Origin of the sequence: Zhongshania aquatica (genome assembly GCF_027257955.1) — a bacterium.
In the GTDB taxonomy this organism is placed as follows: Bacteria; Pseudomonadota; Gammaproteobacteria; order Pseudomonadales; family Spongiibacteraceae; genus Spongiibacter; species Spongiibacter aquatica.
The window spans coordinates 20403-47136 of the sequence record NZ_JANZNQ010000006.1 but is presented as its reverse complement, the minus strand read 5'-3'; the positions used below and the strand labels follow the sequence as shown (position 1 = coordinate 47136).

Sequence of the window (26734 nt, the reverse complement as noted above, 5' to 3'; positions counted from 1 at the left end):
TCATATGAACTTTAGCTCATTTCCATTACGACAACGCGCCAGGGTGTGCATTCTAGCAGCAGCCGTTAGTCATGTGCGGGACTATCCCAGATTATATGGGCAGCCACTCACTTGAAGTTATCAACTTTAAAGTAGCTAGTAAAAATCAAGCGAGGCATAATCGCTAATATCAGGTAAGTACACCTATCCACCGCCACCTCGCAACGCGTTCAGGATTTATGTTTAAACGGGCCCACCCGCTAATTGCTTTGTTATTATTTTGCATTTGCATCAATACGTTGGCAGATGAAACACCAAGCCTGTCTATTAGCGGCGGCAATGCAAAACTCCAAGAAAATATTCGCGCGCATTTTGTTGTTACCGACATTAGCTGTCAGCTATCTGAATTAAAACTACGCAACCGCCTTCGGAACAGCGACGATAAGATATCTGAAGCACTGCGCGCACTCGGTTACTACCACGGCAAATGGACACTAACAAAATCCAAGAAAGAGATAACAGCCCAAGGAAACAACAACGGCATCGTGTCCGCGGTTAATCCACTCAATCTCATCAAAAAAGAGACAACCTACGAATGCTGGCAACTCCACTTAGCGCTAAACCCCGGTCCAGCGACCAAAATTGCGAAGCTAGACGTTCGCATTGACGGTGACGGCAGCGAAGATCCCGTATTCAAGGACTACCTAGCTAAACTACCCACAAAAGTCGGCGAAAAGTTATTGCATAGCGACTACGAAGACATCAAAAAACAGATTAGCCAACGGGCGCGAAATGCTGGCTATTTCGACGGTAAATTCACTGATCATAAACTGGAGGTAAACACTGATACCAATACCGCCGCGATTAGCATCATTTTTCAAAGCGGAGCTCGCTACCACTTTGGCGCGATAAACTTCGGCCCTTCACTGCTGAATGATGCCTTGTTAAAACGCTATTTACCCTTTCAAAGCAGCGATCCATTTGAAACAGATAAACTCATTACTCTGCAAAATAACTTGGTGAGCAGTAACTACTTCTCTTCTGTAAACGTCGACCAAGAAAATCCAGACCCCAGCACCAATACCGTCGCGACCAATATTACTTTCACCCACAAAAAACAGTATGAAACCACTGCAGGTATTGGAGCTTCGACCGACACTGGCCCTCGTATTAGCTATGGCCTAAATAATCGGCGCATAAACGACGACGGTGACACCTATCAAATCACCAGCCAATATTCTCCGGTGCTATCGAATCTTGGCTACCAATATTCGCAACCCGGCGAAAAGCCGCTCAGTGATAAAACCGTGTGGTCTACCGGTGTGCAACGCAAAGACACGGACACATCAGAAAGTACCAGCTACAGAGCCGAAGTTGCCCTTATCTCGCTGACCGACAATGGCTGGTTGCAAACCCTAAGTTTGAAATTTCTCCGCGAAAATTTTGACATCGCTGGCGACAGTAATTCATCAACATTGCTTATGCCGGGTATCGCTTACGCGCGCAGCAAAGCCAATGATCGACGCTATCCAACCCAAGGCTGGCGTATAAGCGCGGCGGCGCGCGGCGCACTCGACGGAGTGGTATCGAATGTTAGTCTCGCGCAAGTAGAGCTAGACGGCAAAGTAATACTGCCCCTGCTCGGTGGCCGTCTTATCAGTCGCGGCGGGCTCGGCTTAACCGCATTAAATGACTTTTCTGAGTTACCCGCGTCCTTGCGATTTTTTGCCGGTGGCGACAACAGCGTGCGCGGCTTTGCCTATGAGTCCTTGGGCCCAGAGAATAGTGACGGCGAAGTTGAAGGCGGCAAACATAGGTTAACCGGCAGTATTGAATACGACCATAAGGTGTGGGGCGAATTTGCCCTCGCCACATTTTACGACGCCGGTAACGCATTTGACACCAATGACTTCACCTTCTATAGCAGTGCAGGCCTAGGCTTGCGCTGGTTTTCACCCATTGGTCCAATTCGTGTTGATTTTGGTTTTCCGCTGAAAGACGGCGGCTTCCGCTTCCATCTGTCTATGGGACCAGATCTATGAGTCTGCACAAGGACAAAACATCAAGACCGCCAACACAGCAATTGCGCCTGCTAGGCCGCTGGATTGTTCGAGGTGTTTTCAGCGTAGTCCTTTTGATAGTCACGCTGATCGCCGCGCTCTACTTTACCCTCGACACGCAACGCGGCAGCGATTGGCTGTTAAGTCGAAGTTTGTCATTTGTGTCTCCGCAGGCAACATTCTCAGAATATAGCGGCACCCTCGCCACTGGTATTCAATTAAAAGATCTACACCTACCACTAGATAGTGCTGACATCAGTATCGCGTCAATAAATAGTCACTGGAGCTTATGGGGCATACTCGGTGGCGAGTTTTTGATTTCCAAGCTGCATATTGACAGTCTGAACATCGATATTCATGCTGCGCCAGATTCAGCAAAGGAAACCTCGCCGCCGTCTCCGTGGCCCTCACTCCGTCTGCCGATTCCCGTCTCACTAAAAGACGCGAAAATAAGTGGGGTAACTATTCGCCAAGGTGACAGCATCCAATCCATCGATGCTATTTCACTGTCCGCACACAGCGGTTTAATAAACACGAACATTGCCAAATTAGAGATTAAAGCTTCGGAATATTCGGCAAAACTTAGCGGCAAGCTAAACAATCGCCCACCCTACCAAATGCGATTAAACCTAGATTGGTCATTACGCCTACCAAATCAGCCAGTATCAAGCGGTGCAGCCAAAATTAAAGGCGACCTCGCACACTTGCGACTGAGTCATAAACTTACCCGGCCCTCAGAAATTGATGGCGACATCGACATTTCCGACTGGTATGAGCCATCACAAGCCTCCGTCGATATTGAAAAAATCCGGCTAGACGCTAACTTTGACTGGCAAAAACTGGTGCTTGCACTGCCTGTAAATGACCCAGCGAAAAACTCAGCCGAGGCGCACAAAAATATCAATCTAACAAGCACAGAGGGCCAGTTTCGATTGCAGGGTACTTGGCAAAATTACGCGTTAAATCTCCACAGCCAACTCGTCTCGACAATGCCTTCGGAGAACGAAAAGTACTCAAACAATACGTCGAAAACGCAATCGATCGTCGATGGTGTGCTTGCGAAACCCGCCGATGTTGAATTAACACTGCGCGGTGATAAGCTCGCCATCGTCCTAAGTAGCTTCAACTTACAAACTGACGCAGGAAAATTAAGCCTCGCAGGCGAATTTAATGCGAATGCTTTACTGAGTCATCCAACGCAAAGCCAAGCGGAAAAAGTGAGCTGGCAACTCAAATTAGCCGCCGACGATGTTGACACTACTTCTCTGACTCCAGACTGGCCTGTCAAATTATCAATTGACCTAAGTACCACAGGGTATTGGCAGAACCAGACCTACCAGGCCGCTATAAATATTGCTACTTTGTCTGGCCATATTGCAGATAAAACCGTCTCAGGTAGCGGAACAGTTACCGTAAATGACAAAGGCCAGACATTTGACAAACTAAACCTTCAACTTGGCGACAACACCCTAGCTGCAGACGGGAAATTGCTCGACAAAAGTGAGTTTAATTGGGTATTAAACGCCCCTAAACTCGAACAGATTTTACCCCAACTTCATGGCGGGATAAGCTCAACAGGTATGTTGAAGGGTAGTGCAATCACTACGTTTTTTGACGAAGGTCGTTCACCTGAAATAAAAGCCGATGTTGCGCTAAGTAAACTACAGTACCAGAACTACAGTATTGCAGCAGCGCAGATAGACTTAGAAACCGATACCGCCGCCGCAATTAAACTCGACCTTGAAAGTTCAGGCATCTCGGCCTCAGTATTAAACAATGCAGCGCTAAATTTGCATGCAAAAGGAAGCATTCAACAACATCAATTGGTAATTGGTTTAATTGATGGAGATAAACACCTCGACGTCGCAATAACCGGTGCACTGCAGCAAACAGCCACAAAATATCGCTGGCTAAGCACCATCAAGTCCCTCGCGCTAGATAGCGCCGTGAGTGGACCGTGGCAACTAGAAAAAGACAGTAAAATTGACCTTGGCCCCAACAAGGTCACGCTGGCAAACTTTTGCTTAACGCAAAACGATACCCGAATTTACGGCAACGCAAACTTAGACAATGGCAGCATTCGTGCCGACGGGCACATAGACTCCTTTTCACTCAATCGATTTGCGGCGGGATTACCTGCGGGCGCCACTATCACAGGGACATTAAATAGCCGCTTTTCAATCAGCGGTAAAAGCGACGATCTCAACGGTGAACTCGATCTCGGCAGCGGGCCAATTCGTATCGCGTATCAGGCAAACGAAGAACAAGACGCGGTCGAGTATCTGGCAACATTAAGCACAAAGGCGAATATCGAGCACAATAAATTAAAGGCGAACGCGCTATTTAATATCGATGATGTCGGCAGTATAAAAGCAAATATCAATACCAGCGGACTCACAGCCAGCAGCGAGCTAACAGGGTCTATCAACGGCGGTTTCAGCAATCTTCGCTGGATAGGTGGACTCTTCCCTCAACTAGAAAAATTAGACGGCGAGTTAAGCGCAAACATTATCACTGCTGGGCAAATATCGGCACCGATAGCCGACGGCAAACTGAGTTTAAGCGACGTCAAAATGGAATTACCAGAACTTGGACTGTCCCTAAAAGACGCCAATGCCAATATTAATTTTGATAGCCGCGGCCCATGGCAACTAAACAGCCACATTCGCTCTGGAGACGGTATTTTGGCCATCAACGGCCAGGGTACGCTCGGTGGCAACGCCGGAGTAACCGGCGACATTCGTATCAGCGGCGAAAACATTACCGCGTTAGATAGAAGCGATGCCTTCGTACTGATCTCTCCTGACATTAGCGCAAGCCTGACACCAGAACTGATAAAAATACGCGGAACCTTAGCTATTCCAAAGGGTAACTTTACCCTTAAAACGCTGCCGGAACAGGCGGTGGGTGTTTCCCCAGACGAACAAATTGTAAACTCGCGCGTCGAGCGGAATGCCAATCCATCAAGGCCAATCGACACCCGCGTGCAGATCACTCTCAATGATAGTTTTGCGTTTAAGGGTTACGGACTGAGTACACGTTTGGGTGGCGAATTAAAAGTTACACAAAAATCGGATGCGGCCACACAAGCCTTCGGCTCTTTGTCGCTTTACGACGGCGTTTACGAAGCCTACGGCCAAAAATTAAATGTGCAGCGTGGGCTCCTTATATTTCAAGGCCCACTTGATAACCCCGGTCTTAATATTACGGCCGTGAGGGAAACTAAAAGCGCGACGGTCGGCGTCAATATTGGCGGTTTTGCACAAGATATTCGCAGCGAGCTGTTCTCTGACCCCGCACTACCGCCCACAGATGTGATGGCAATTCTAATCACTGGCAAAGCACCGTCTGATATGAACAAGTCAGACGCGAATCAAGTAATGAATGCAGCAACAGCCTTGGGTATTTCACAAAGCAGGGGAATTACCAACACCTTACAGAACACCTTTGGTGTCGATGTGATCAGCTTACAAGGCGGCGATAGCTACGAAGATAGTTCGCTGGTGGTGGGGAAATACCTCACGCCTGAACTTTTCATTAGCTATGTGCAAAACCTATTTACCCCTGCTGGCAGTGTGCAGCTCGACTACTCCCTCAGCAAGAATTTAGGTCTGAAGGCTCAGTCTGGAAAAGCTCAAAGCATTGACCTGCTGTATAAAGTAGAGCACGGCGAACAGTAGGATCTATTTCGCCGCCCCTACCGTTTTGTACTGAGTTTCCGGTTTAGCCGCCATTGGCAGACTAGCAACTTACCAAACAGTCTTCATAGTGCCGCCATCGGCAACAAGGGTCGCGCCGGTAATATAACTGGCCGCATCTGACAGCAGAAAAACCCCCGCCTTGCCAAATTCAGTGGGGTCACCATAACGTCCCATTGGTATCAAGGCTTGGCTAGCGGCGCGTTGCTCGTCAAAGCTTATCCCCTTCGCACTCGCTTGCGCGGTATCTAGGTTCACCATACGATCTGTCGCAATTAATCCCGGCACTAAATTATTAACGCGAATATTTTCTGACGCTAACTGCCGCGACAAACTCTTGGCCAGGCTCGTTACCCCTGAGCGCATCACGTTTGATAACAGCAGGAAATCGATAGGCTCTTTAACCGAGGATGAAGTTAGGGTCAAAATGGCTCCGCCACCCGCTTTGCGCAAGTGGGGCAAGCACTCACGAATCATTCTGACTGCACTCATCAGTGTAAGCTGAAATGCAGCTTGCCAGTCCTCATCACTAAAAATATCAAACTGACCCGGCGGTGGTCCGCCAGCGTTTACCACTAAACCATCGATTCGACCAAAATCGTTACTGGCCTGGGAAACCCAATTAATAATACTGTCGGCATCGCTGGCGTCCATGCTGTAGCCACGTACTTTTGCGCCTGTTGCCGAAGACAAGCCTGATGCCGCCGCCTGAATTGCGTATGAGTCACGACTCGCGATGGCTACCGATGCGCCATTTAAGGCGAGCTGTTCTGCAATGGCATAACCTAAGCCCTTGCTCGCACCAGCAACTAAAAACACCTTGTTGCTTACATTCAAATCCATACATACCTCTTGCAACTTGCGGAGCAAAGCAAAATCGCCTTGCCACACCTAATGCCGTGTTAAGCTTCATTATCACAAATAAAAGCAGAATTTACTCAGAAACCGCGCCAGTCTCTGTCAATAAGGCGACGTTCGGCTATAAATTGGCTAAAATAGCGCTGCTTTGTCGGTCAGCCGGCAAAAATCCGAAATAACACATGACACCCGATATAATCGCTGTCAACATTGCATCGAGATGACAGACGAAAAACCATGACTATGACTATACCAACAACACCCACTAGCTATCACCATGGCAACCTACGCCAAGAGTTGATGAACCTTGCCGTAAAGCATCTAATCAGTGATGGCATCGGTGAACTTAGCTTGCGCGCATTGGCCAGAGAGATTGGCGTTTCGCAAACCGCGCCCTATCGTCATTTCAAAGATAAGAACGCACTGTTGGCCGCGCTGGCGACAGAAGGCTTTAGCCGTTTCTTCGAATTTTGTCTGCCGAGCGAACGCGAGCCTCGTGCTGATTTGAGCCTATTATATTTTGGTCTAGGCTATGTTCAGTTCGCCAAAACACACACCGAGTTATTCCACCTGATGTTCGGCCCCGTATTACAACCACGAAATGACTACCCCGAGCTATTTGCGATGGGTCGTGAAGCTATTTATAAGGTTCGTGCGAGTGTTGAGCGCGGCTACAAAACAGGCGTATTGCGAGAGCTAGATGATGTCGCGTCTATGGCGCATACGGTGTGGGCGGCGGTTCACGGTGTTGCAACGCTGATGCTCGATCATGGCGATACCTATGGTTACCATCGCGATTTGGATTTACAAGCTGAAAAATCACTGCGCATGATGATCGCCGGGTTTTGTACCGATCCCACCGAAATCTCGCAACTGCCAACAACACTAACACCGTACCCGCCAGAACCAACTGAATAACACTAACGTCGCTTAAACTTAATTTAAGTGACGTTAACCGCTACAGTGTTTGCCGCAGCACGACTAGTGGCGGCTTGTTGACCAATTTACGACAGGAAATCCATGCGAGAAGACACATCGTTACCACGCCAATCAAGGGCGCAATAATAAAAACCATGCCGTGGAAAACCACATCCATATCCAGAACCCAGTACTGAAGACCTAATAACGCGACATTACTCCCCGCCGCTGCCAGCAAACCGGCCAGCAAGCCCACCGCGGCGAACTCAATCATTAAGCCGCTGATCATTAATTTCTTACTGGCACCTAGTGTTCGTAAAATCGCGTTCTCTTGTAGCCGGCTATCAAGGCTAGCTTGTACATTGGCGATACCGACAAGTAGCGCGCAGAAAACCACCAAAATTAATACTAAACCAATCGCGGAGCTTACCTGCCCCACTACAAGGGTCATTTGCTGAATAACCGCGTCGATTTCAATTAACGTAAAGGTCGGGAACTGCCTGAGTAGTTCGCCTAGTAGAGCTTTCTGATCCGCTGGTAAATAGAAACTGGTGATATAGCTCCCCGCGTAATTATCTAAAGTACTAGGCGGAAAGATAAAATAAAAATTAGGTCGCATACTGGCCCAATCTAAGCTGCGTATACTCGTCACTTTCGCGCTGAGCAATTGGCCGCCAATATTGAATTCCAACTCCGTACCTAATTTAATATGGAGTTTCTCAGCAAGCTCAGACTCTATCGATACCGGTATTTTATCGGTGTTTTCAGACTCAATCTCTGACCACCAGAGACCGGACAGCAATTGATTATCATCAGGCAAATCCTTTGCCCAACTCAAATTCAATTCCCTATTAATACTCCCGCTCTCAGCATCGACATCTTTTATCTCCGACACTTTTTGCTGATCGATATGGGTCAATCTCCCCCTTACCATGGGAAATAATCCGGCGTCTTTTAGTTTGTGCTCGTCAAAGAAGCTACTCAGGGGTGTAATCTCGGAGGGTTGTATATTAATCAAAAAATGATTTGGTGCATCAGTGGGCAACTGCAGCTGCCAATCTTCGAGCAAGGACGTACGAAGAAGCCCCAAGCACGTCAGCGCCATAAGTGACAGTGCAAAACTGGCAACCTGAAACGCATTGCCAAACCGACGCCGATACATTGCCGCTAGCGCTAGACGAAGAGCGCTTCCAGACCGATTAATAAGAACACGGCGCGCAAATGAAATTAAATACAGCACTAAAACGCTAGCCAGCACACCAATGACCAGTGCCGCAGCTAATACTGCCGAGCTAAGTAAAAGATCTTCGCTATACCACCACATTAATAGCCCAATACCACCGATACCGGTCAGCGCACTAACAAGTAATCCCGCGCTTTCATCATCACCTGCGCGTCGTAACACACGCATCGGCGAGACCTTGCTGAGCCGAAATACCGGCGGCATAGCAAATACCGCCGTGCAGCCAAATGCGGTTACCGCGCCGACCATAAACGGACGCCAACTGGCCCCTGGGACGTCCACCGTTAGTAGTTCTTTAAGACTCGTGAACAATGCCCACTGCAACCCTTGCCCACCCATGCCGCCGACAACAATTGCGCCAATGCAAAGCAAACCAAGCTGCGTACCATAGTGGATGAGTACCTGCTTACGGCTTGCGCCAAGGGCTTTCATAATGGCGACATTGTCGGTGTTCCGCTCACCATAACGCCTCGCCGCCAACGCGATTGCTGCACCAGCTAAGGCTACACCGAGGCTTGCCGCAAGTAGTAAATAGCCCTCTGCTCGCTTAATGGTTGTTGCCATCGCGGGCTGGCCGTCACGAACACCCTGCCAGCGCTGGCCGTCTTCTAAGCGAGGCCTGAGCCAAACCTCGTAACTCTCAAGCTGTTGCTCAGTACCGGCAAATAAATAGCGGTAGGTCACTAAACTTCCGGGCTGCACCACGTCAGTGGCGGCCAGATCGGCATAATTGATCATCCCGCGGGGCGCCAACATGTCGTTCATGCCGCCCTGATCGGGTTCGCTGATCAGCGCTCTACCGGCAGTAAATTCCTTATCACCGACAGCCGCGGTATCGCCTATCTGCAAATTTAGGAGCGCATATAGACGTGAATCCAGCCACATTTCACCTGGCTGTGGGCCGGTTGTGCGCGCTTGTGGCATGCCAAACAGTACATCACTGACTCCGAGTTCTCCGATAAGCGGATAGCCATCTGTTACCGCTTTTATAGATGCCAGCTGCATGGCATCACCGGCGTAGACCATAGACCGAAAGCTCGCGACCACGGCGGTGCGCAGGTCACGCTTCTTGGCCTCAGCAATCCACTCGTCGGGAACCGTGCGCGCCGTCTTTAATACTCGGTCAGCTGCCAGAAAATGGTGACTTTGCTGCTCCATATTACGACTTAAGCGATCTGAGAATCCGGCAATACCGGTGACAATTGCCACCGCCAACGCCAATGAAAAACCGAGCAGGCCTAGCTCGCCACCGCGCCACGCTCGCATCAAATGCCGTATACCGCGAACGATCATAGGGTGGTACTCGCGCTCACTGGCTCTTCACTCAGCTGACCGTCGTGCATAACTAAGATTCGTTCACAACGATGAGCCAAACCGGCTTCATGGGTGACCAACACCAAGGTTGTTTTACTCTGACTATTGAGTTCAAACAGTAAATCAACGATACGTTGACCTGTATGTTCGTCCAAATTACCCGTCGGCTCATCGGCAAATAATATATCGGGTTCAACGGCAAATGCTCTGGCCAAGGCAACACGCTGCTGCTCGCCACCAGAGAGAACTCTGGGGTAGTGAGCGCCGCGATCCTTTAAACCTACTTTATCTAGGAAAACTTGGGCCGCCGCAGCGGGCGAACGATGCCCAGCCAACTCAAGGGGCAGCATGACATTTTCTAGCGCGGTAAGACCTGGCAGTAGTTGAAATGACTGAAATACAAAACCCACATGCCGCGCACGCAGTGAAGCGCGCTCATCTTCATTCATTAAACTGATATTTTCATCGTGCAAATAGATCTCACCACTACTCGCATTGTCGAGCCCAGCGAGCAAACCAAGTAGCGTCGACTTGCCCGCGCCAGAGGCGCCAACAATCGCCACGCTCTCGCCCGCCTTGATTTCAAAGCTGATCCCTTTCAGTATGTCTAATTGCTGTCCGCCAGTGACAACCGTTTTACAGAGATTATTGACACGAATCATGATGAAATTTACTTCCCAATTATTGTCTATGCGACATCTAGTACTGCGACGTCTAACGGTATTTATTGGTGTTTTTAGCCTACTGTGCAGCAGCAATATTGCATATGCAGAGCTTGTACCTGACTGCAAAATTCTCGTTCTGGGCGACAGTGTTAGCGCAGCGTACGGAATGCGCCAGCACGAGGGCTGGGTTCCGCTCTTACAAAAAGAAATCGCTGATCAAGCGACGCTTATCAACGCCAGCGTTAGCGGTGAAACCACCGCCGGTGGCCTTAACAGACTACCGGCCTTACTCAAAGAACATCAGCCCCACATCGTTATCATCGAACTCGGCGGCAACGACGGACTGCGCGGTTATCCTGTGCCCAGCATACGCAAGAACCTTCAAAACTTGATCACACTCAGTTCTGATGCCGGTGCACAAGTTTTGCTGATCGGCATGAAAATACCGCCAAACTACGGTAAGCCATACACCAGAGCCTTTGAAGAAAATTACACGCTGCTCGCAAAGGAAAATGATCTTCCACTGGTACCTTTTTTACTAGAATCTGTTGCCGGCAATAACGAGCTCATGCAAAGTGATGGCATTCACCCCACCGCGAATGCCCAGCCCCTGATAGTACAGAACGTATTACCTTCACTGCGAGCAATGCTGGATTAAGTTTTTGTAAGTTCGAGCAACGGTCATACCCACATAGAACGATGAAATGACTCTTAGCAATAAAGAACAATTTATAAAAGAGGCAAACAACGTCATTCTCTTTGATGGGGTATGCAAGCTATGCCACGCATGGAGCCGATTTATCATTCGATTTGATAAATCCAGACACTTCAAACTTTGCGCAGTGCAATCCGACGAAGGTGCCGCGATTATGACGTATTACCAGCTACGCGACGCCGATCAGCCTAGCGATCACTACGACAGCATGTATTACCTAGAAAACGGCCACGTCTTCCAGAAAAGCGCCGCCTTTCTTCAGATCATGGCAGCGATGCCTTACCCATGGCGAATTCTCCGTATTTTTGTGCTGATACCTGGTGTTCTGCGGGATTACGGCTATGATTTTATCGCCAAAAATCGCTACGTAATTTTCGGAAAATATGGTCAGTGTTTGCTGCCAAGTGCTGATCACGCACAACGATTTTTATGCTTTGAAACAGTTAAGCATTAATGTAAATCGAGAACACCTAAGGCTGAGTTCACACTAGTTTTAACGGATCCAATAACTTACTCAGCTCCTCTCTGCTTAAATCAGTCAATTCTTCGGCAACGTCAATCACTGGCCGCTGATCCGCGTAGGCTTTCTTAGCAATTTCTGCCGAAGCAAGGTAACCAATAACAGGGTTCAGAGCGGTGACCAGTATAGGATTTTTAGCCACGCTCTCGGCCAACGAAAACTCATTAATCTCGAAACCCGATATTGCTTGGTCAGCCAATGAGCGACAGGAATTCGCCATCACGCTAATACTTTGCAGTAAATTGTAGGCAATCACCGGGAGCATCACGTTTAACTGAAAATTGCCCGATTGCCCTGCAACCGTTATACAGGCGTCGTTACCGATGACTTGAGCAGCAGCCATCGCGACGGCTTCGGGAATTACCGGATTCACTTTGCCCGGCATAATACTGCTGCCCGGCTGCAGAGCAGGCAATCGGATTTCACCTAAACCCGTCAATGGCCCGCTATTCATCCAGCGCAAATCATTGCAAATCTTTATCAGCGACACCGCCAACGTTTTGAGCTGCCCTGACACCGATACCGCAGCATCTTGAGACGACAAGGCTTCAAACAATGAGGGATTTGGTAAAAAACCCAAGCCGGTATCAATACTGATTGCCGCACAAAACTTTTCAGCAAAAAGATCCGGCGCATTTACCCCGGTACCCACCGCGGTGCCACCCTGAGCTAAATAACATAGCTGATGTTGCGCCTCGAGCAGGCGCTTTCCCGCCTTGTGCACCTGTTCCGCCCATGCGCCAAGCTCCTGCCCCAATGTTAAGGGCATCGCATCCATCAAATGAGTACGACCCGTTTTTATGACTCTATCAACGCTGCTCGCTTTTTCTCGAATGCAGGCTTCTAAGTGTTCTATAGCCGGTAGGAGCTGAGCGTGTATCGCCAAAGCCGCGCTTATATGAATGGCGGTTGGGATGACATCATTACTGCTTTGACTCATATTGACGTGGTCATTAGCACTAACTTCTAAGCCACTTATCTCTGAGGCCACATTCGCCAACACCTCATTGACGTTCATATTGGTACTTGTGCCCGAACCCGTTTGAAAAACATCAAGGGGAAACTGATCACTAAATTCGCCGGCCAATACTTGGTCTGCTGCGCTGGTTATAGCTTGAAATAATGGCTCAGAAAGCAGCTCCTCTTCACGATTAACCATTGCAGCGCAACGCTTCACACGCACAATAGCCGCAATAAATTCCTTCGAAAAACGAAGATCACTGATCGCGAAGTTCTCAATCGCACGCTGGGTTTGCGCACCGAATTTTGCACTTTTCGGCACAACCACATCACCCATGCTGTCGTGCTCTATTCTGCTCTCGCTCATATCCACTCCTTTAGTCTTAAACATGACGTGGCGCGTCAACGGTGTCTTCTTTTTGCAAATCTATCGCGGTATTAGCACGTATCAACACCACCCTATAATGACATTTTTATGGGGGTTCTGTTACCAACACAAATATTCAAGTTATATAGTGCCCCGATAACGCTAAGGTCTGCCGCCTGATTAAGCAAAGATTTCTACTAAACTCGTGTTATGGCTCTTAAGTGCTTAAAATGACGAGCATTCACATGGAGATAATAATGTCTGATTACCGCAACGCCACCACTGAACAATGGCTGCAATGGGACAAGGATCATATTTGGCACCCCTATTCGTCAATGTTAACGCCCGCGCCGATGGTGCCGGTGGTCGCGGCAAAAGGGGTGAGACTTACCCTAGCCGACGGTACAGAGCTCATTGACGGCATGTCATCTTGGTGGTCTGCCATTCACGGCTACAATCATCCTGCACTCAACGCCGCCGCGACATCCCAGCTAGCAGACATGTCTCACGTCATGTTTGGCGGCATCACCCACCCCGCAGCGGCGTCCCTAGGTAAACGCTTAGTTGATTTAACCCCTACGCCGCTGACAAAAGTTTTTATTTCCGACTCTGGCTCGGTCGCGGTAGAAGTTGCCATCAAGATGGCGCTGCAATACTGGTATTCCATTGGCAAACAAAATAAAACACGGCTATTAGCACTTCGCAATGGCTATCACGGCGACACCTTCGGCGCGATGGCAACCTGTGACCCGGTAACCGGTATGCACCACCTATTTAATAAAGTCTTGCCGTCACATTTATTCGTCGAATCACCTCGCACAGCGTTTGGTAATAACGCGAGCGACGAAGACATGGCTGAGCTCAAAAGTTTATTAGAAAAACACCACCATGAGTTGGCTGCCGTCATCGTTGAACCGATTGTTCAGGGTGCGGGAGGAATGAAATTCTACGGTGGAGATTACCTAAGGCGTCTCCGTGCCCTGTGTGACGAGTTCGATATTCTGCTGATTCACGATGAAATCGCCACTGGCTTTGGCCGAACAGGAAAGTTATTCGCCTGCGAACACGCCGACATAAGCCCGGACATAATGTGCGTTGGTAAAGCGCTTACTGGCGGCTATCTTTCCCTTGCGGCGACCCTATGTAGTGATCGCATCGCCGAAGGCATCTGCAACGGCGAAGCCGGTGTGTTCATGCATGGTCCCACATTTATGGGTAATCCATTGGCGTGTAGCATCGCTAACGCCAGTATCGATCTTTTACTAGCAGACGACTGGCAGGCCAATATTGAAAGAATTGAAGGTATTCTCAAGACTGAACTAGCATCTGCCACACAGTTAAATTCTGTTGCCGATGTTCGCTGCCTTGGTGCAATTGGTGTGATTGAACTTAAAGAAAGCGTCAACATGTGCAGTATTCAATCGCGCTTTATCGACAAAGGTATTTGGATGCGGCCCTTTGGTAAGCTGGTTTACACCATGCCTCCCTACATTATCAGCAACGACGATTTACGCTATCTTTGTCAACAAATTGTCGCCGCTGTAGCCGAAGAGGAGTAAGGGGATGGCTAAGCCGAGTTTGAAGGCGCGCCTCTACGAAGTGATATTCGGCACCGAACCAGGTCCCGGCAGAAATTTCGATATTTTTCTAATTTTTATCATATTAACCAGTGTCACTGCATTATTTGTAGATTCGGTTGCATCAATACATGAGCGATTTGGCGACTGGCTTTTTATTGCCGAAATAGTATTCACAATATTATTTACCTTAGAGTATATCGCCCGCATATATTGTTCTCCCAATAGACGCGCGTATATCCTCAGCTTCTACGGACTTGTCGACCTACTTGCCACACTGCCAACTTACCTTTCTCTTTTTATACCGGGCGCACAGCATCTATTAGTGATTCGGATATTTCGTGTACTTCGCGTATTTAGAGTTTTTAAATTATTTCACTATATGAGCGAAGCCAATGTGCTTATTCGCTCACTGATTTCCTCCCGAAGAAAGATATCAGTATTTTTAGTTTCTGTGCTGACTCTGATCGTCGTCTTCGGCGCACTAATGTACTTAATTGAAGGTCCAGAAAACGGATTTACCAGCCTACCTAGAAGTATGTATTGGGCAATTGTAACGGTGACGACCGTCGGTTACGGCGATATAGCACCACACACACCTTTGGGGCAATTTATCGCTGCGCTAGCAATGATTACTAGCTACGCCATCATTGCAATACCAACGGGTATTCTTAGCGCCGAACTAATACAGGAAAGTCAGAGAAGCATGAATAACCGGCAATGTAATAGTTGCGAAAAATTTGGCCACGGAAAAGAGTCTTCATTCTGCCATCATTGCGGTGAAAAGTTGCCACCGCCAAATTAGGAAAAGCACGGAATTCACACAATGATTAAACAGTTCTCTTTTTCTGTAAATGGCCAAGGTTTACATAGCATTACAGATGCAATCACTAACAAAATTTCTGAGTTACTCCCTCAGCAAGATGGCCTGTGCACCTTATATATTCAGCACACCTCTGCCAGCCTACTGATACAAGAAAATTACGATGACAGTGCCCGTCGAGATTTGGAACAATGGCTGAATCGCTTAGTACCCGAACACGACCCGCTATACACCCATACGCTTGAGGGCAACGACGATATGCCCGCACATATCAAAGCCACATTAACCGCAACGTCTCTGTCGATTCCAATTATAAAAGGCCAGCTTGCTCTGGGAAATTGGCAGGGAATCTACCTTTGGGAGCATCGCCATGCACCCGCCGAGCGCAACATTATTATGCATATTGGTGCATAACTAGTTCGCCGTTCAGTTACCGTTCATCAAGGTCCTGTAAACTTTGCGGGGTATTATGGTAGTGACGCAAAGATGAAATAAGCGTCATATTTGCATCGCAAAGCCTATGGTATTCTTAGTTCGCTTTTACTCGACTTAATAATTCAGGTACGTGCTACATGATAACTTTAAAAAAAATCACATTAGCTTTTTCACTTATTGGGCTCTCGGCCTTTTGCAACGCCATCGAAGTCGGCGGCACACTCCCTAATTTTACTGTGCCAAGCAAAGGTGAACTGGTGCTAAATGGTGAGAAAATTAGTCATAAACCGTGGTCAACATCACAAATTGCCCTCGGCTCTCCGGCTCTCATTTTTCATACCGCTGCCAGAATGTCATCCGACGGAATAATAGCCCCTTTAAAAAAACGTCTTAATGCGCGTGAATTTGAACCCGGTAGCTTTCAGTCAATCAGTATAATCAATCTGAATGATGCACTTTGGGGAACGTCAGGGCTGATTAGCAGCGAACTTAGCAAGAATAAACGTGAGCACCCTGAGGCCATACTTGTTGCCGACGAAAAGGGAGCGGGGATTAAGGCGTGGACATTGAGCACAGGTACTGTGTCATTCATCCTTGTCGACGATGAAGGAAAGATTCGATACATAAAAGAAGGGAAGCTTAGCGCCGCAGATATCGACACGATTATGACGCTTTTAGATGAAGAAATTGCCAAAAGCAAAAGCTAGGGCTTAAATCAAAATGGGCCGCTATTTGTTACCATCTAACAGCAAGTACGGCCCTCTACCAAGCGCGCAAACTTACGTAGCATCATCTTTACGCTTAAATGCATTACCGGACTAAACACCGGCAAGAAGTACTTACTAAACCCTTTTGGTTTCATCGCCATTGTCCAACGAACACGGCAACGCTTCTCCTCTAATGCATCAACTTCATATCGCTCTGCGAACGACTCGATATTGTCCTTACTGCCGTGGGTAAAACAAAAAGCCATTTCCCGCCCGCGCTCCCAAGCGATAAACTCCTCGTAACCAACGAGACCGCCGACCATACTGACGGTTCGGGTGGTGCCAATGCCGAAGGGCTTGGGCGCGGTCCACTCTACTTTTTGAATAGGCATAGCCCAACGCGGCCAATCGTCGGCATTTTCGAAGGACGCAAATACATCCGCCGCGCTAACATTCACCTCAACCTCTGCGACATAGCGAAAAGGGGCAGAATCAAAGAATGTCATATCGACGATTTTACAGGGGTACTTTTGTGCCACGCGAACTCTCCAAAAAAACCGACTACCAACAAGTACGACTAATTATGTGTATAGCGGCGAATCTAACACCGGCAGTAATTCTCAAACAAGATCAGAGTGTGAATATGACAAAGTCTTCATCTAAGGCCCTATTATAAAATGGACACAACCAAGCAACAGATTGACGGCGTTGAGACCCTCGATATTCTTTACCAAGACGATGACATCGTCGCTATCAATAAGCCTTCAGGCCTACTGGTTCACCGCAGCCCAATCGACAGGCATGAAACACGATTTGCAATACAACTGCTGCGAGATCAGATAGGCCAGTATGTCTATCCCGCACACCGTTTAGACAAGCCAACTTCTGGGGTTTTACTCTTTGGCTTAAGTGCCAACGTAGCCAGTGAACTAGGAAATACCTTTAGCCAACAGCGAATAGCTAAATCCTATATCGCCGTTGTCCGGGGACATTGTGCAACGGAAGGCCATATAGACCACCCTTTAACTGAAGTAACAGACCAGCGTATCGTCAAGAGCAAAGCCGCTGAAGCGCAGTCAGCAATTACCGATTTCCGCCTATTGGACAAATTTGAGTTAGATGTGGAGATTGAGACCTATGCTCAGTCCCGCTACTCCCTGATTCAGTTACAGCCACATACGGGACGTCGCCACCAATTACGACGCCATTTAAAGCACATTTCCCATCCGATTATCGGTGATGCCAAATACGGCCGAGGTCGCCACAATCGCTTCTTTGCAGACCAACTTGAGTGCCCTCGCCTACTATTGCACGCGGCACAGCAGTCGTTCCTGCACCCAATCAGCGGTAAAAATCTATGTATAAACGCACCTGTAGACTCATGCTTTTCTGGTCTCCTCGCCCGCTTTAATTGGCAAGAAGCACTTCCCATGGAGTGGCGTGAGAAAAAGGTTACAAAATTATAACTTACATCTAATACCGCCAAATCGTATTGTACAGCTAATAACAATACACCCACTGTAAAAGTCACCAACAGCAAACTGGGTTAACGCGGAAAATTAGCATGACTACTCACTATGATTACATCATTGTTGGCGCTGGATCGGCGGGCTGCGCCTTGGCCAACCGCCTATCGGCAAGTGGTGAACATACCGTACTGCTACTGGAAGCTGGCGGCAAAGACAGCCACCCTATGGTGCATATTCCCCTCGGTTTCGCGTTTACCATGAAAAACCCGCAATTCAGCTGGTGCTATAAAAGTGAGCCAGAACCGCACATGAACAATCGCTGTATTGACCAGCCACGCGGTAAGTTGCTAGGTGGCTCAAGTTCAATTAATGGCATGGTATATATTCGTGGTCAACGCGAGGACTATGACAATTGGGCAAAATTAGGTAATCGAGATTGGTCTTATGACGATCTACTGCCCATTTTTAAGCGCTGCGAACACAACACCAATGGCGATAGCAAATATCATGGCAGCAATGGCCAACTCTGGGTGGACAATGTTGGTGACAAATACGACTTAGCGAATATGTATATACAGGCCGCCACGGAATCTGGCATTCCGGCGAATGACGACTTTAACGGCGAAAACCAAGAGGGAGCGGGCTTCTTTCAGGTGAACATTCGCAATGGTTTACGACAAAGTACCGCAAAAACCTACCTTAAACCGGCAATGACGCGCGCCAACCTAACAGTCGCCACGAACGCCTTGGCATGTCGTATTGAATTTCAGGGAAATCGTGCATCTGCACTGCGCTACCTTCAAAATAAAGCGCAAATAACCGTCAACTGCCGAAAGGAGATCATTCTCTGCGGTGGCACCGTTAATTCTCCGCAGTTACTAGAACTGTCCGGCGTCGGCAACCCCGAGATACTTAGTAAGCACGGTATCAAAGTTCACACTCCGCTAGCGGGTGTGGGTGAAAACCTACAAGACCATCTAACCGTTAATACCCAGCGTTCCTTCGTAGGTTTAAAAACGTTCTATGAAGACAGCAAGCCCTTAGCAATGGTGGGCACATTTGCTAAATTGGCGTTTCAACGACGAGGCATGTTGGTACACCCGGCGTCACAGGTAGGCGTGTTCTTTAAAACTGATCCCAGCGTGGATCGTGCCGATGCGCAAATTCATTTCACCCCAGCCGCCGGCACCCAAGACGAAAGCGGCCGCATGCAGACCGTTCCGGGCACCACCGCTACGGTGTGTTATCTGCGCCCCAAAAGCCGGGGACACGTCCATATTCGCAGCAATGACCCGACCGACGCTCCAGCGCTATTGCACAATTATCTAGCGGAAGAAGACGACCGCAAAAAAATGATAGCCGCAGTACGTAAAACACGCGCCATCTTTGAGGCACCAGTCTTCGATGCATATCGTCGAGAAGAACTAGTTCCGGGACCAGAAGTACAAAGCGATGATGAACTACTAGAATTCATCCGCAACACTGGCGAGTCGGTCTATCACCCCGTGGGCACATGCAAAATGGGCAACGACGATATGGCAGTGGTCGACGATCGTTTAAAGGTGCACGGCATAGAGGGTTTGCGGGTAGCCGACGCGTCAATCATGCCCACGCTTATTTCAGGTAATACCAATGCCACCGCAGTACTTATCGGCGAGCGCTGCGCCGACTTTATTTTGGGAGAGAATGGCAACTGATACGTTGAACTGCTCTAATTTTGTCTATACGGAATCTGACAATATTCAATGCCATTGACTGGCCGGATACCGTTCTTAACTAAACACATTTTCATCGAGTTCATCGACAAACTGATATTGGGCGTGGGCCCCAAGTAAACGTGATCAAGGTCAACAGCATCAGTATCGTCGGCGACCAAGGAAAAACTCATATACGGCACCAACATACTGCGGCCCTCGCGAAAATTTACCGCCGCTTGGCGATAATCCGATATCACCGGCGATACCAACCGCCACTCTTGCTCCTCTTCAAAGGAGGGATGCTTAAGAATGGCCGCCAAGCGCAATAAATCGCTTTCTAGGTGCTCAAAAAGCTGATGATAAACGTCACTTTCAACATTATCTTCAAACCCTGTCGCCAACACCTCCACAGCATCCATAACCTGTGAAATTAGCAATTGCTGTTCGACGCGATCGTATATGCATCGCCCCATCTTAAACTGCTGCTGAGTGGCACACCTGACAATGGAATTTGGGTTAAAGCCCAAACTAGCCCCCTTGCCTACCGAACTATAGCCACGCCACTGACTTAACAAATTCCCATTCGAACGAAATGACGCACCAAACAGAATGTGACCGTTGGTAATGCGATTTCTCACCCAGTCTAAAAAGCTAGTCAACAATTGCGGCCGAAGGTGACCCTCATTAATCCGCTTAGACACTTCATTGGCGACGAGATCGGCGGTATGACGCAGCTCCGCCGAATCGTTCATATAGCGAATATCACTCGCCCACAGCGTTCGGCTACCAATAATGCCAAGCACCCCACTTAGGGACGTGTAGTGATATAAAGTTTCTCTTGGCGGTTCAGAAAATAGCGTTTCGGTAATCGTGCTAATCATGTCAGCTCCTCGTTTCCCGCCGTTTTAACATAGCGATGTGACAATCAATATTGGTCAACCACTAAAATTTGCTGCGCAATTATTATTTGGTTCGCCGCTCTTTAGGCTGCCTCGTCACTCCGTAAAAACTCATTTACTAAGCCGTTAAATATTGCCGGGTATTCAGCGTGCAACCAGTGCCCCGCATTGGCGATGGTTTCAAAATACATATCCTGAAATTGACGCATCATCGGCGCTCGGTTCTCGTCACGAATATAGCCCGAGCGTTCGCCTCGAATAAAGAGTGTCGGCCCATTGAATGGCTCCGAAGACGGTGCATCTCGCAAATTATCATAAAGCTCTGCTATAACAGCTAAATTCATTCGCCATGCCCAGCCATCCTTTCCGTCGCGCATCAAATTTTTAAGTAGAAACTGCCTAATTTCAATTTCAGGAATGTCTTTCTTTAACGCCTCATCAGCCTGCCCACGGTTTTCAAGGGAGCGTAATTCAAGACCAAGCAAGGCAGTGATGATATTGTCATGCCCGCGACCGTAACGAACCGGCGCAATATCAGCAACGACTAAGCGTATAACGCGCTCCGGATGGACAATTGCAACTTGCATCGCAACTTTTCCACCTAAGGAGTGACCAAGCAGGTGGGCCTTTGCAATTTTTAGTTCGTCCATGGCGGCTAGTACGTCTTCAGCCATAACGGGAATATCCATCTGGTCGCTGTGAGCAGATTTACCGTGATTACGTAAATCCATGCGTACTACGGTAAAATGGTTCTCCAAACTCCGCGCCACTGAGAGTAAATTGCTGGCTGAACCGAATAGGCCGTGTAATAAAATAACACTGGTGTCACCGCTACCGCTGACTTCTGTATGTAATCTCACTGCTCTGGGCATATGTTTGCTTCTCATCATCTATAGCCGTTGCTAGAATGCACAGGCTTTTTATATAAAAAAGGGGTTATTGTGCGACTTTATCTACTTATCTTGGCGCTAATCGGCGCTGTAGTGACGACCGGCTGTAGTTCAACAGACTACAATCCGACAACATATGACTATTTTATCAGTCGCGAAGACATCAAACAAAAACCAATAAAGAAAGTCATTATAGCCACTGTCAATGTTAGTGGTGCCCCGACCCGCTCTGTGTTGCGCGATAGTGTTGACAAGGTAGACGGTCTAGTAGAAGACTATTTAAAATCAAATGGTATAAGTATCGCGCCAAACCACCTATTTAATAATGCTTGGCAACAAGCTTTACTAACCTACGGCAACTTCTATGACCCTACTACAGGTAAAGTTGATTCAGAGGGTTGGCAAAAGGTGATGGCTGCAACCCTAGAAAGCTTAAGTGCTCAGAAAGACATCGATGGGGTTGTGTTTACCGATCTGATCGAGCACGACGTGCAACATAGCCCAGGCATGAAACACTATGCGCGCTGGTATGGCGTAACGAGGGAGCCCGCCACAGAGGGAGCTACATCAAGCGTACCAACTGACTTCAATTGGACACAGATTATTAAGGGTGCGTCTCTCGTCGTCACAATTTATACCACTCAGGGCAAACCGCTGTTCTCTAGCCGAGGCGGTATCGACACCTTACATGGTATTGATACCCGAAAATCCGACAAGGGCTTTGTTAGGCGGAAAAAAATACTCAGTCGTAGCAATAATATTGAAGAAGGCATTGAAATCGCGTTTCACCCTTTAATCACAATGAAGCACTATCCTGGAAAAGAACCAGAAAAAACTAAAACTGCAGTAGACACCGACTTACCAGAGCCACAAACTGAATAAATAATCAGTACACACCTAGAAACGTGGCCTCTAGTAAAATAAGGCCACGATCTATCATCCAGAAACTCGCAATCGAACCCATCAAATACACTGCCACCAATCTCGCTAGCACTGCGCAGCGTAGTTGGGCGTGTGGCCACATCTGCAGTAGGCGATTTGCGAGTATAACCGCACAAAGCACTACCGTTATAAAAAGTATCTGACCTAACTCAATTCCAATATTAAAGCCCAGAAGCGCAGGCAACATCTCGCCCGACGGCACACTAAGCTCCTCAAGTACCGAGGCAAAACCTAAACCATGTAATAATCCGAAAACACCAATAAGCAGAGTAAATCGTTTACTGCTTAGCTTACCGCTATATTTATCGTTATTCCTTTCAGCCCATAGCGCCATAATCAATACGCTCGCCGCGATAAGCCACTCAGTCAGCGCTGGCCAGCGCGGAATAACACCAATGCTCACCAACAGCAGAGTCACGCTATGCCCAACGGTAAAAGCGCTAATCCAAACAAATAGGCGGTAACGATTTTTCGCCACCAGTAGTAAACCAAGAACAAATAAAAGGTGATCAGCACCAATTAAAATATGCTTAACACCAAGCCCCGTAAACTGCAGGATTGGCAATCCTCTGCCATCTCGGTTTTGTGGTGAGAATGTATCCTCGTCAGCAGCTAATAACTGTTGCTGCTCTTCGCCATCAAGACCATACCATCTCACTAAAGCGGCTGAGCGCGATGCTGACAAGCCACTTAATGCGAACTCTAAATCTGATGTTGATTTTGAACACAGCAGTGAATAGCGCTGTTCCGCCGCAGTGGCATTAATAGATTTATCAAGGCTTCCCATCGTTTCACACGATGCCGGTAAGACAACGTCAGGAGGCTTCGACGCCACAAGCGGTGTTCGCCACATAAGCCCAATGACGCCGCCCGGCAATTCAGTAAGTTCTAGTAAAGATGGCGCGAGCTTATGGGCGCTCACACTACTGCAAATACAGAGACATAGCAGAAAAACACTACTTATTCGCATGACACACCTCTCGATAGCGGCCACGCAATTGTTGTACATACTGCTCCCAACGTTTTGCTTTAGTTTCCTCTTGCCAAATATCTTCAAGCTCCGAACGCAAACTTAAAAAAGAAAGTCGATACGCGTCTTCGCGAGAGAGTATACGTACCGCGTGCGAGCCAAATTGGGATTCTAGTGGCCCGGACCATTTCCCAAGGGGTAGATCACCGTCGCTCAGGGATTGACTAAATTCTTCGCCAAATATTGACGTTATCGCAAGGGGAGTCATATTGAAAAACTCATTGCCACTTAAAAAGACATCACCTTGATCAACGCTTTCAACGCCCAGTTGTACGCGGCGTGCCGCTCTCGCGTTCGCATCATCGACAATGACATCACCGGCGCTCGGCTTATTATCTTGAGTATTGAAATACACATGTTCAAAGCTAATACGCCGAGGAATAACCCCAAGCTCTTTATGCTGGGAGTATATTGTCTTTAAATCAGCGTCTGTTGGCGGGTTATCCTTCTCTGAACTCCATACATTATATTGTAAAACTTGAATCAAACGCCGACGAACAACCTCATCGCTCGCCGCTATATCCAAGGACAACACAGCTTCAATTTTGTCTTTAGCATTACCTTCGACACCAAGGAAATCAGCGTCCCGCAATAAGCGTTGAAGAATGACAGGATCCGATTTATGTAAGCCCTGCAGCATCGCCTCTTTAACCAAAATTTGTTCGTCCAAGGCAGCATCCGCTAAATGCGCGAGTTCATCTGGCCGCACTGCCCTGCCCGTATTTTTCGCCCAATCCTCGGCTAAAACATTGAGCTTTGAGTCCGTCAGACACAAAACATAGCGCTGCTGCTGACGACTGTAGGCATTAATCAGAAAATAAATGACGAGACCAATACTAAAAAAATGTAAAAGTCGTGAGGAAACGAAGCGCTTCACAGGGTTGATTCTTTCCCTGTGCGAGCCGCGTCAAGCCCGACTCCATTCGTTTCAAAGGCGGTTTCGCGCGTCGGCGAGTACCAAATGGGCGACGACCACGCCCGCTCCTGAATGACTGGGCGATGCTCAGCTGAGCAACACTGTTCATACCCCTTTTTAATTGTGTCAGGCTTGTCGCAATCGATCTTTGCCGCTACACAGATCTGTTGGCTCCAGCGACAACTCGGATTTTCCAAAACACGCGCATAGTAGTAAGCATGCTCTGCAGGATTAAATTGCGGATCCTGCCAACGTCCACATAACTGCGCCTGCCCAGGACCATAAGTCTCGCAGGTCTGTATATCAACACCGGCTCCATTACCCGCGTCACCCGCAATATCAATCACGCGCTCATTGCGATTGCCGTCTTCATCTACGCTCCCCTTGATGATTTGAATTCGCTGGAGAGGCATACCTGGGTGCGCTGTACTGCCACCATCCATTTTTGCGAAAACGGTAAACACTGGAGATGTTGCAACAGCCGATAGATTTAAATCACTTCCCATTGGCACGCCATGCTCATAGCCCTGCGCAACGTAATCTTGCCGCTCGCATATATCATTAGGCAAAGAATCATCTCCACCAAAGAAACGGAGTATTATGCGGGGACCACTAGTCCCATAGGTTTCTCTGCGCTGCATCGCGTCAAACAATGAGTCGCGACTATTTTCTTCCGCCCACACCGCCGCTAAACCGCCGGGATTAAATTCCAAATCATCTGGCAGACCTTCCGGCACTTCATCGCCAACCGGCACGCCCGCACCACCGTGCCCTAAAAAGCCTTTTTCAGCTACGGCACCTGCTGCACCTATATGTGTATCTGAACTAGCAATAAACCCCAGTTTGAATGGATTTACGCCTAACTTTTGTTTCTGTTCCATTCCATCACGCAACACATCACGAATAAATCCTGCATCTTTTCCCGCTGGCTTACTCATAAAAGGCAAAATTTTGCCGGCAAATTTATCGGTAAAGCTACTGTAAGGTAATTGTTCAAAACCGCATAATTCATCAGCGCTGTTTAGCGGGTCGTAGAAGCATTCTGAACTACCTTTGTGCTGCATTACCTCAACTAATCGCTCTAAGCGAGCGCGCTGCTTAGCATCTTCTGTCGTAATTAATGTTCCATCATCGCGAGCTAAACTGAACATATAACCATCACTAAGATTCGAGTTATGGGGTATTACCAACACCTCGCATCCCGTTCCCGCATTGACACAATCACGATCAAGCGCATCCCACAGCAAGGGTGCAGACGGTGTGTCGACAAAACTCAGCGGCAAGGCGGGAACCTGTTTATTTTTAAATATTATATTGCGATGTAAGTTGGCTAAATTAGCGGATGCTCCGGTCCATTCATAGGCTACAAAACTGGTAAATTCGCAGCCCCCAGAGCGATCATAAGCCGCCTCCGCCGCCTGTTGAATTTCTTGCCAAGGACGCAGCCCAGCAGCCCGGCAAAGCTCGCCATCATCACCACACATACCTAAGCGCTTAGCGCGAGAAGACTGAGTATTAAACAAGAAAAACGCGGCACGGGGGATATTTCGGTAGATTTTACACTGCCAACTATCGTAGCCCGACATAGACGGGGTTTGGCATATTTCCACTTCGCCAAATAACTCTGCGTGATCAGTCACAACGGCAAAATCCAAGGGCCGATCTAAACGCAAATGACGCAGTGGTTTGCCATCAGCAGTCCAAGGCTGGACTCCAATTTTCGCTCCCTGAGCAAAACGGTAGGCATCTGCGGGCGAGGTACGCGTACCCTGTGTGCTGGCATCTAAGGAGTATTTAGTGTGCACGTGGGTGTCACCCCAAAAAACCTGCCGTTTAGCCGTGTGGCTATGGCAGGGCTCGCGGGAGTCCATAGGCGCAGAACTCGGACCAGCGATATTGATGTCAAGCGCCTCATCGGCTTTAGCATTGGCACAATCAAGGAAGCAAAAAAGAAATAGAAATATCGAAACCCGGTGATTGAAGAAACTATCACTCATGTCGTACGCACCCTGTTTTTATAGTATCGCTATTATTATGTATGGACGCAATATT

General features: G+C 48.2%; 22 protein-coding genes. 12 read left to right on the top strand and 10 right to left on the bottom strand.

All coding sequences use genetic code 11. The features are described from left to right. Positions 1–218 precede the first annotated feature (218 nt). Both O9X78_RS07710 and O9X78_RS07705 read left to right on the top strand, forming a co-directional pair. Positions 219–2021 carry an autotransporter assembly complex protein TamA gene (locus O9X78_RS07710; RefSeq protein ID WP_269619057.1) on the top strand — a complete coding sequence of 601 codons (1803 nt, stop codon included), beginning with the start codon at positions 219–221 and terminating at the stop codon, positions 2019–2021. Then, positions 2018–5719 (top strand): translocation/assembly module TamB domain-containing protein, encoded by a 3702-nt coding sequence (locus tag O9X78_RS07705; RefSeq protein ID WP_269619056.1) that lies wholly within the window; start codon positions 2018–2020, stop codon positions 5717–5719. Before O9X78_RS07710 ends, O9X78_RS07705 begins: the two co-directional genes overlap by 4 nt. Positions 5720–5788: 69 nt before the next feature. Here O9X78_RS07705 and O9X78_RS07700 read toward each other — a convergent pair whose 3' ends face one another. Further along, positions 5789–6580, bottom strand: coding sequence for an SDR family oxidoreductase (locus tag O9X78_RS07700; protein ID WP_269619055.1), 792 nt, complete (start codon positions 6578–6580; stop codon positions 5789–5791). 252 nt (positions 6581–6832) lie between these two features. Here O9X78_RS07700 and O9X78_RS07695 point away from each other — a divergent pair, with 252 nt between their 5' ends. Further along, complete coding sequence (locus O9X78_RS07695; RefSeq protein ID WP_269619054.1) at positions 6833–7513, top strand: TetR/AcrR family transcriptional regulator; 681 nt, start codon at positions 6833–6835, stop codon at positions 7511–7513. 40 nt (positions 7514–7553) lie between these two features. On the opposite strand, the gene O9X78_RS07690 is transcribed toward O9X78_RS07695, so the two are convergent. Together O9X78_RS07690 and O9X78_RS07685 are read right to left on the bottom strand one after the other, a co-directional pair. Next, the gene (locus O9X78_RS07690) at positions 7554–10049 is read right to left on the bottom strand and encodes an ABC transporter permease (protein WP_269619053.1); all 2496 of its coding nucleotides are present in this window, start codon (positions 10047–10049) and stop codon (positions 7554–7556) included. Next, on the bottom strand, positions 10046–10732 hold the full coding sequence (locus O9X78_RS07685; protein WP_269619052.1) for an ABC transporter ATP-binding protein: 687 nt from the start codon (positions 10730–10732) through the stop codon (positions 10046–10048). The genes O9X78_RS07690 and O9X78_RS07685 overlap by 4 nt, the downstream gene beginning before the upstream one ends. Here O9X78_RS07685 and O9X78_RS07680 point away from each other — a divergent pair. Together O9X78_RS07680 and O9X78_RS07675 are read left to right on the top strand one after the other, a co-directional pair. Next, entirely contained in the window at positions 10731–11393 is a 663-nt protein-coding gene (locus O9X78_RS07680; RefSeq protein WP_269619051.1) for an arylesterase, read from the top strand. The two genes, O9X78_RS07685 and O9X78_RS07680, sit on opposite strands and share 2 nt — an antisense overlap. Positions 11394–11439: 46 nt before the next feature. Then, positions 11440–11904, top strand: a complete 465-nt coding sequence (locus tag O9X78_RS07675; RefSeq protein WP_269619050.1) for a thiol-disulfide oxidoreductase DCC family protein — start codon at positions 11440–11442, stop codon at positions 11902–11904. 28 nt (positions 11905–11932) lie between these two features. Here O9X78_RS07675 and O9X78_RS07670 read toward each other — a convergent pair whose 3' ends face one another. Beyond that, positions 11933–13297 (bottom strand): class II fumarate hydratase, encoded by a 1365-nt coding sequence (locus O9X78_RS07670; RefSeq protein WP_269619049.1) that lies wholly within the window; start codon positions 13295–13297, stop codon positions 11933–11935. 257 nt (positions 13298–13554) lie between these two features. On the opposite strand from O9X78_RS07670, the gene bioA reads away from it, so the two are divergent. The 4 genes from bioA (at position 13555) to O9X78_RS07650 (ending at position 16839) form a co-directional block, all read left to right on the top strand. Beyond that, complete coding sequence (gene bioA / locus O9X78_RS07665) at positions 13555–14856, top strand: adenosylmethionine--8-amino-7-oxononanoate transaminase (RefSeq protein ID WP_269619048.1); 1302 nt, start codon at positions 13555–13557, stop codon at positions 14854–14856. A gap of 4 nt (positions 14857–14860) precedes the next feature. Next, positions 14861–15679 carry an ion transporter gene (locus O9X78_RS07660; protein WP_269619047.1) on the top strand — a complete coding sequence of 273 codons (819 nt, stop codon included), beginning with the start codon at positions 14861–14863 and terminating at the stop codon, positions 15677–15679. Between the two features lie 21 nt (positions 15680–15700). Further along, positions 15701–16111: a secondary thiamine-phosphate synthase enzyme YjbQ gene (locus O9X78_RS07655; protein ID WP_269619046.1), complete on the top strand. Its 411-nt coding sequence runs from the start codon at positions 15701–15703 to the stop codon at positions 16109–16111. A gap of 158 nt (positions 16112–16269) precedes the next feature. Continuing rightward, positions 16270–16839: a YtfJ family protein gene (locus tag O9X78_RS07650; protein ID WP_269619045.1), complete on the top strand. Its 570-nt coding sequence runs from the start codon at positions 16270–16272 to the stop codon at positions 16837–16839. Positions 16840–16874: 35 nt separating this feature from the next. On the opposite strand, the gene O9X78_RS07645 is transcribed toward O9X78_RS07650, so the two are convergent. Next, positions 16875–17378, bottom strand: coding sequence for an SRPBCC family protein (locus tag O9X78_RS07645; protein ID WP_269619044.1), 504 nt, complete (start codon positions 17376–17378; stop codon positions 16875–16877). A gap of 138 nt (positions 17379–17516) precedes the next feature. Between O9X78_RS07645 and O9X78_RS07640 the strand changes: the two genes are divergently transcribed. Then, on the top strand, positions 17517–18305 hold the full coding sequence (locus O9X78_RS07640; RefSeq protein ID WP_269619043.1) for a pseudouridine synthase: 789 nt from the start codon (positions 17517–17519) through the stop codon (positions 18303–18305). Positions 18306–18403: 98 nt separating this feature from the next. Beyond that, the gene (locus O9X78_RS07635; RefSeq protein WP_269619042.1) at positions 18404–20005 is read left to right on the top strand and encodes a GMC family oxidoreductase; all 1602 of its coding nucleotides are present in this window, start codon (positions 18404–18406) and stop codon (positions 20003–20005) included. Between the two features lie 14 nt (positions 20006–20019). Here the strand turns inward: O9X78_RS07635 and O9X78_RS07630 are convergent, their stop codons facing one another. Together O9X78_RS07630 and O9X78_RS07625 are read right to left on the bottom strand one after the other, a co-directional pair. Continuing rightward, positions 20020–20886, bottom strand: a complete 867-nt coding sequence (locus tag O9X78_RS07630) for a DUF2971 domain-containing protein (protein ID WP_269619041.1) — start codon at positions 20884–20886, stop codon at positions 20020–20022. A 101-nt stretch (positions 20887–20987) separates the two neighbouring features. Further along, complete coding sequence (locus tag O9X78_RS07625; protein WP_269619040.1) at positions 20988–21776, bottom strand: alpha/beta fold hydrolase; 789 nt, start codon at positions 21774–21776, stop codon at positions 20988–20990. 69 nt (positions 21777–21845) lie between these two features. Here O9X78_RS07625 and O9X78_RS07620 point away from each other — a divergent pair, with 69 nt between their 5' ends. Further along, positions 21846–22676 (top strand): hypothetical protein, encoded by an 831-nt coding sequence (locus O9X78_RS07620; protein WP_269619039.1) that lies wholly within the window; start codon positions 21846–21848, stop codon positions 22674–22676. A 4-nt stretch (positions 22677–22680) separates the two neighbouring features. On the opposite strand, the gene O9X78_RS07615 is transcribed toward O9X78_RS07620, so the two are convergent. From O9X78_RS07615 to O9X78_RS07605, 3 genes are read right to left on the bottom strand one after another with little or no spacing between them, the layout of a single operon-like run. Beyond that, positions 22681–23706 carry a HupE/UreJ family protein gene (locus O9X78_RS07615; RefSeq protein ID WP_269619038.1) on the bottom strand — a complete coding sequence of 342 codons (1026 nt, stop codon included), beginning with the start codon at positions 23704–23706 and terminating at the stop codon, positions 22681–22683. Further along, complete coding sequence (locus O9X78_RS07610; RefSeq protein WP_269619037.1) at positions 23693–24643, bottom strand: peptidylprolyl isomerase; 951 nt, start codon at positions 24641–24643, stop codon at positions 23693–23695. The genes O9X78_RS07615 and O9X78_RS07610 overlap by 14 nt, the downstream gene beginning before the upstream one ends. Continuing rightward, complete coding sequence (locus O9X78_RS07605) at positions 24640–26679, bottom strand: DUF3604 domain-containing protein (protein ID WP_269619036.1); 2040 nt, start codon at positions 26677–26679, stop codon at positions 24640–24642. The genes O9X78_RS07610 and O9X78_RS07605 overlap by 4 nt, the downstream gene beginning before the upstream one ends. Positions 26680–26734 lie beyond the last annotated feature (55 nt).

Excerpts from the sequence above, each read along its gene's own strand:
- O9X78_RS07630 (WP_269619041.1), bottom strand. The coding sequence starts at position 20,886 with ATGATTAGCACGATTACCGAAACGCTATTTTCTGAACCGCCAAGAGAA.
- O9X78_RS07650 (WP_269619045.1), top strand. The coding sequence starts at position 16,270 with ATGATAACTTTAAAAAAAATCACATTAGCTTTTTCACTTATTGGGCTC.
- O9X78_RS07655 (WP_269619046.1), top strand. The coding sequence starts at position 15,701 with ATGATTAAACAGTTCTCTTTTTCTGTAAATGGCCAAGGTTTACATAGC.
- O9X78_RS07675 (WP_269619050.1), top strand. The coding sequence starts at position 11,440 with ATGACTCTTAGCAATAAAGAACAATTTATAAAAGAGGCAAACAACGTC.
- O9X78_RS07615 (WP_269619038.1), bottom strand. The coding sequence starts at position 23,706 with ATGCGAATAAGTAGTGTTTTTCTGCTATGTCTCTGTATTTGCAGTAGT.
- O9X78_RS07685 (WP_269619052.1), bottom strand. The coding sequence starts at position 10,732 with ATGATTCGTGTCAATAATCTCTGTAAAACGGTTGTCACTGGCGGACAG.
- O9X78_RS07695 (WP_269619054.1), top strand. The coding sequence starts at position 6,833 with ATGACTATGACTATACCAACAACACCCACTAGCTATCACCATGGCAAC.
- O9X78_RS07625 (WP_269619040.1), bottom strand. The coding sequence starts at position 21,776 with ATGCCCAGAGCAGTGAGATTACATACAGAAGTCAGCGGTAGCGGTGAC.
- bioA (WP_269619048.1), top strand. The coding sequence starts at position 13,555 with ATGTCTGATTACCGCAACGCCACCACTGAACAATGGCTGCAATGGGAC.
- O9X78_RS07705 (WP_269619056.1), top strand. The coding sequence starts at position 2,018 with ATGAGTCTGCACAAGGACAAAACATCAAGACCGCCAACACAGCAATTG.
- O9X78_RS07670 (WP_269619049.1), bottom strand. The coding sequence starts at position 13,297 with ATGAGCGAGAGCAGAATAGAGCACGACAGCATGGGTGATGTGGTTGTG.
- O9X78_RS07640 (WP_269619043.1), top strand. The coding sequence starts at position 17,517 with ATGGACACAACCAAGCAACAGATTGACGGCGTTGAGACCCTCGATATT.
- O9X78_RS07660 (WP_269619047.1), top strand. The coding sequence starts at position 14,861 with ATGGCTAAGCCGAGTTTGAAGGCGCGCCTCTACGAAGTGATATTCGGC.
- O9X78_RS07635 (WP_269619042.1), top strand. The coding sequence starts at position 18,404 with ATGACTACTCACTATGATTACATCATTGTTGGCGCTGGATCGGCGGGC.
- O9X78_RS07700 (WP_269619055.1), bottom strand. The coding sequence starts at position 6,580 with ATGGATTTGAATGTAAGCAACAAGGTGTTTTTAGTTGCTGGTGCGAGC.
- O9X78_RS07710 (WP_269619057.1), top strand. The coding sequence starts at position 219 with ATGTTTAAACGGGCCCACCCGCTAATTGCTTTGTTATTATTTTGCATT.
- O9X78_RS07680 (WP_269619051.1), top strand. The coding sequence starts at position 10,731 with ATGATGAAATTTACTTCCCAATTATTGTCTATGCGACATCTAGTACTG.
- O9X78_RS07605 (WP_269619036.1), bottom strand. The coding sequence starts at position 26,679 with ATGAGTGATAGTTTCTTCAATCACCGGGTTTCGATATTTCTATTTCTT.
- O9X78_RS07690 (WP_269619053.1), bottom strand. The coding sequence starts at position 10,049 with ATGATCGTTCGCGGTATACGGCATTTGATGCGAGCGTGGCGCGGTGGC.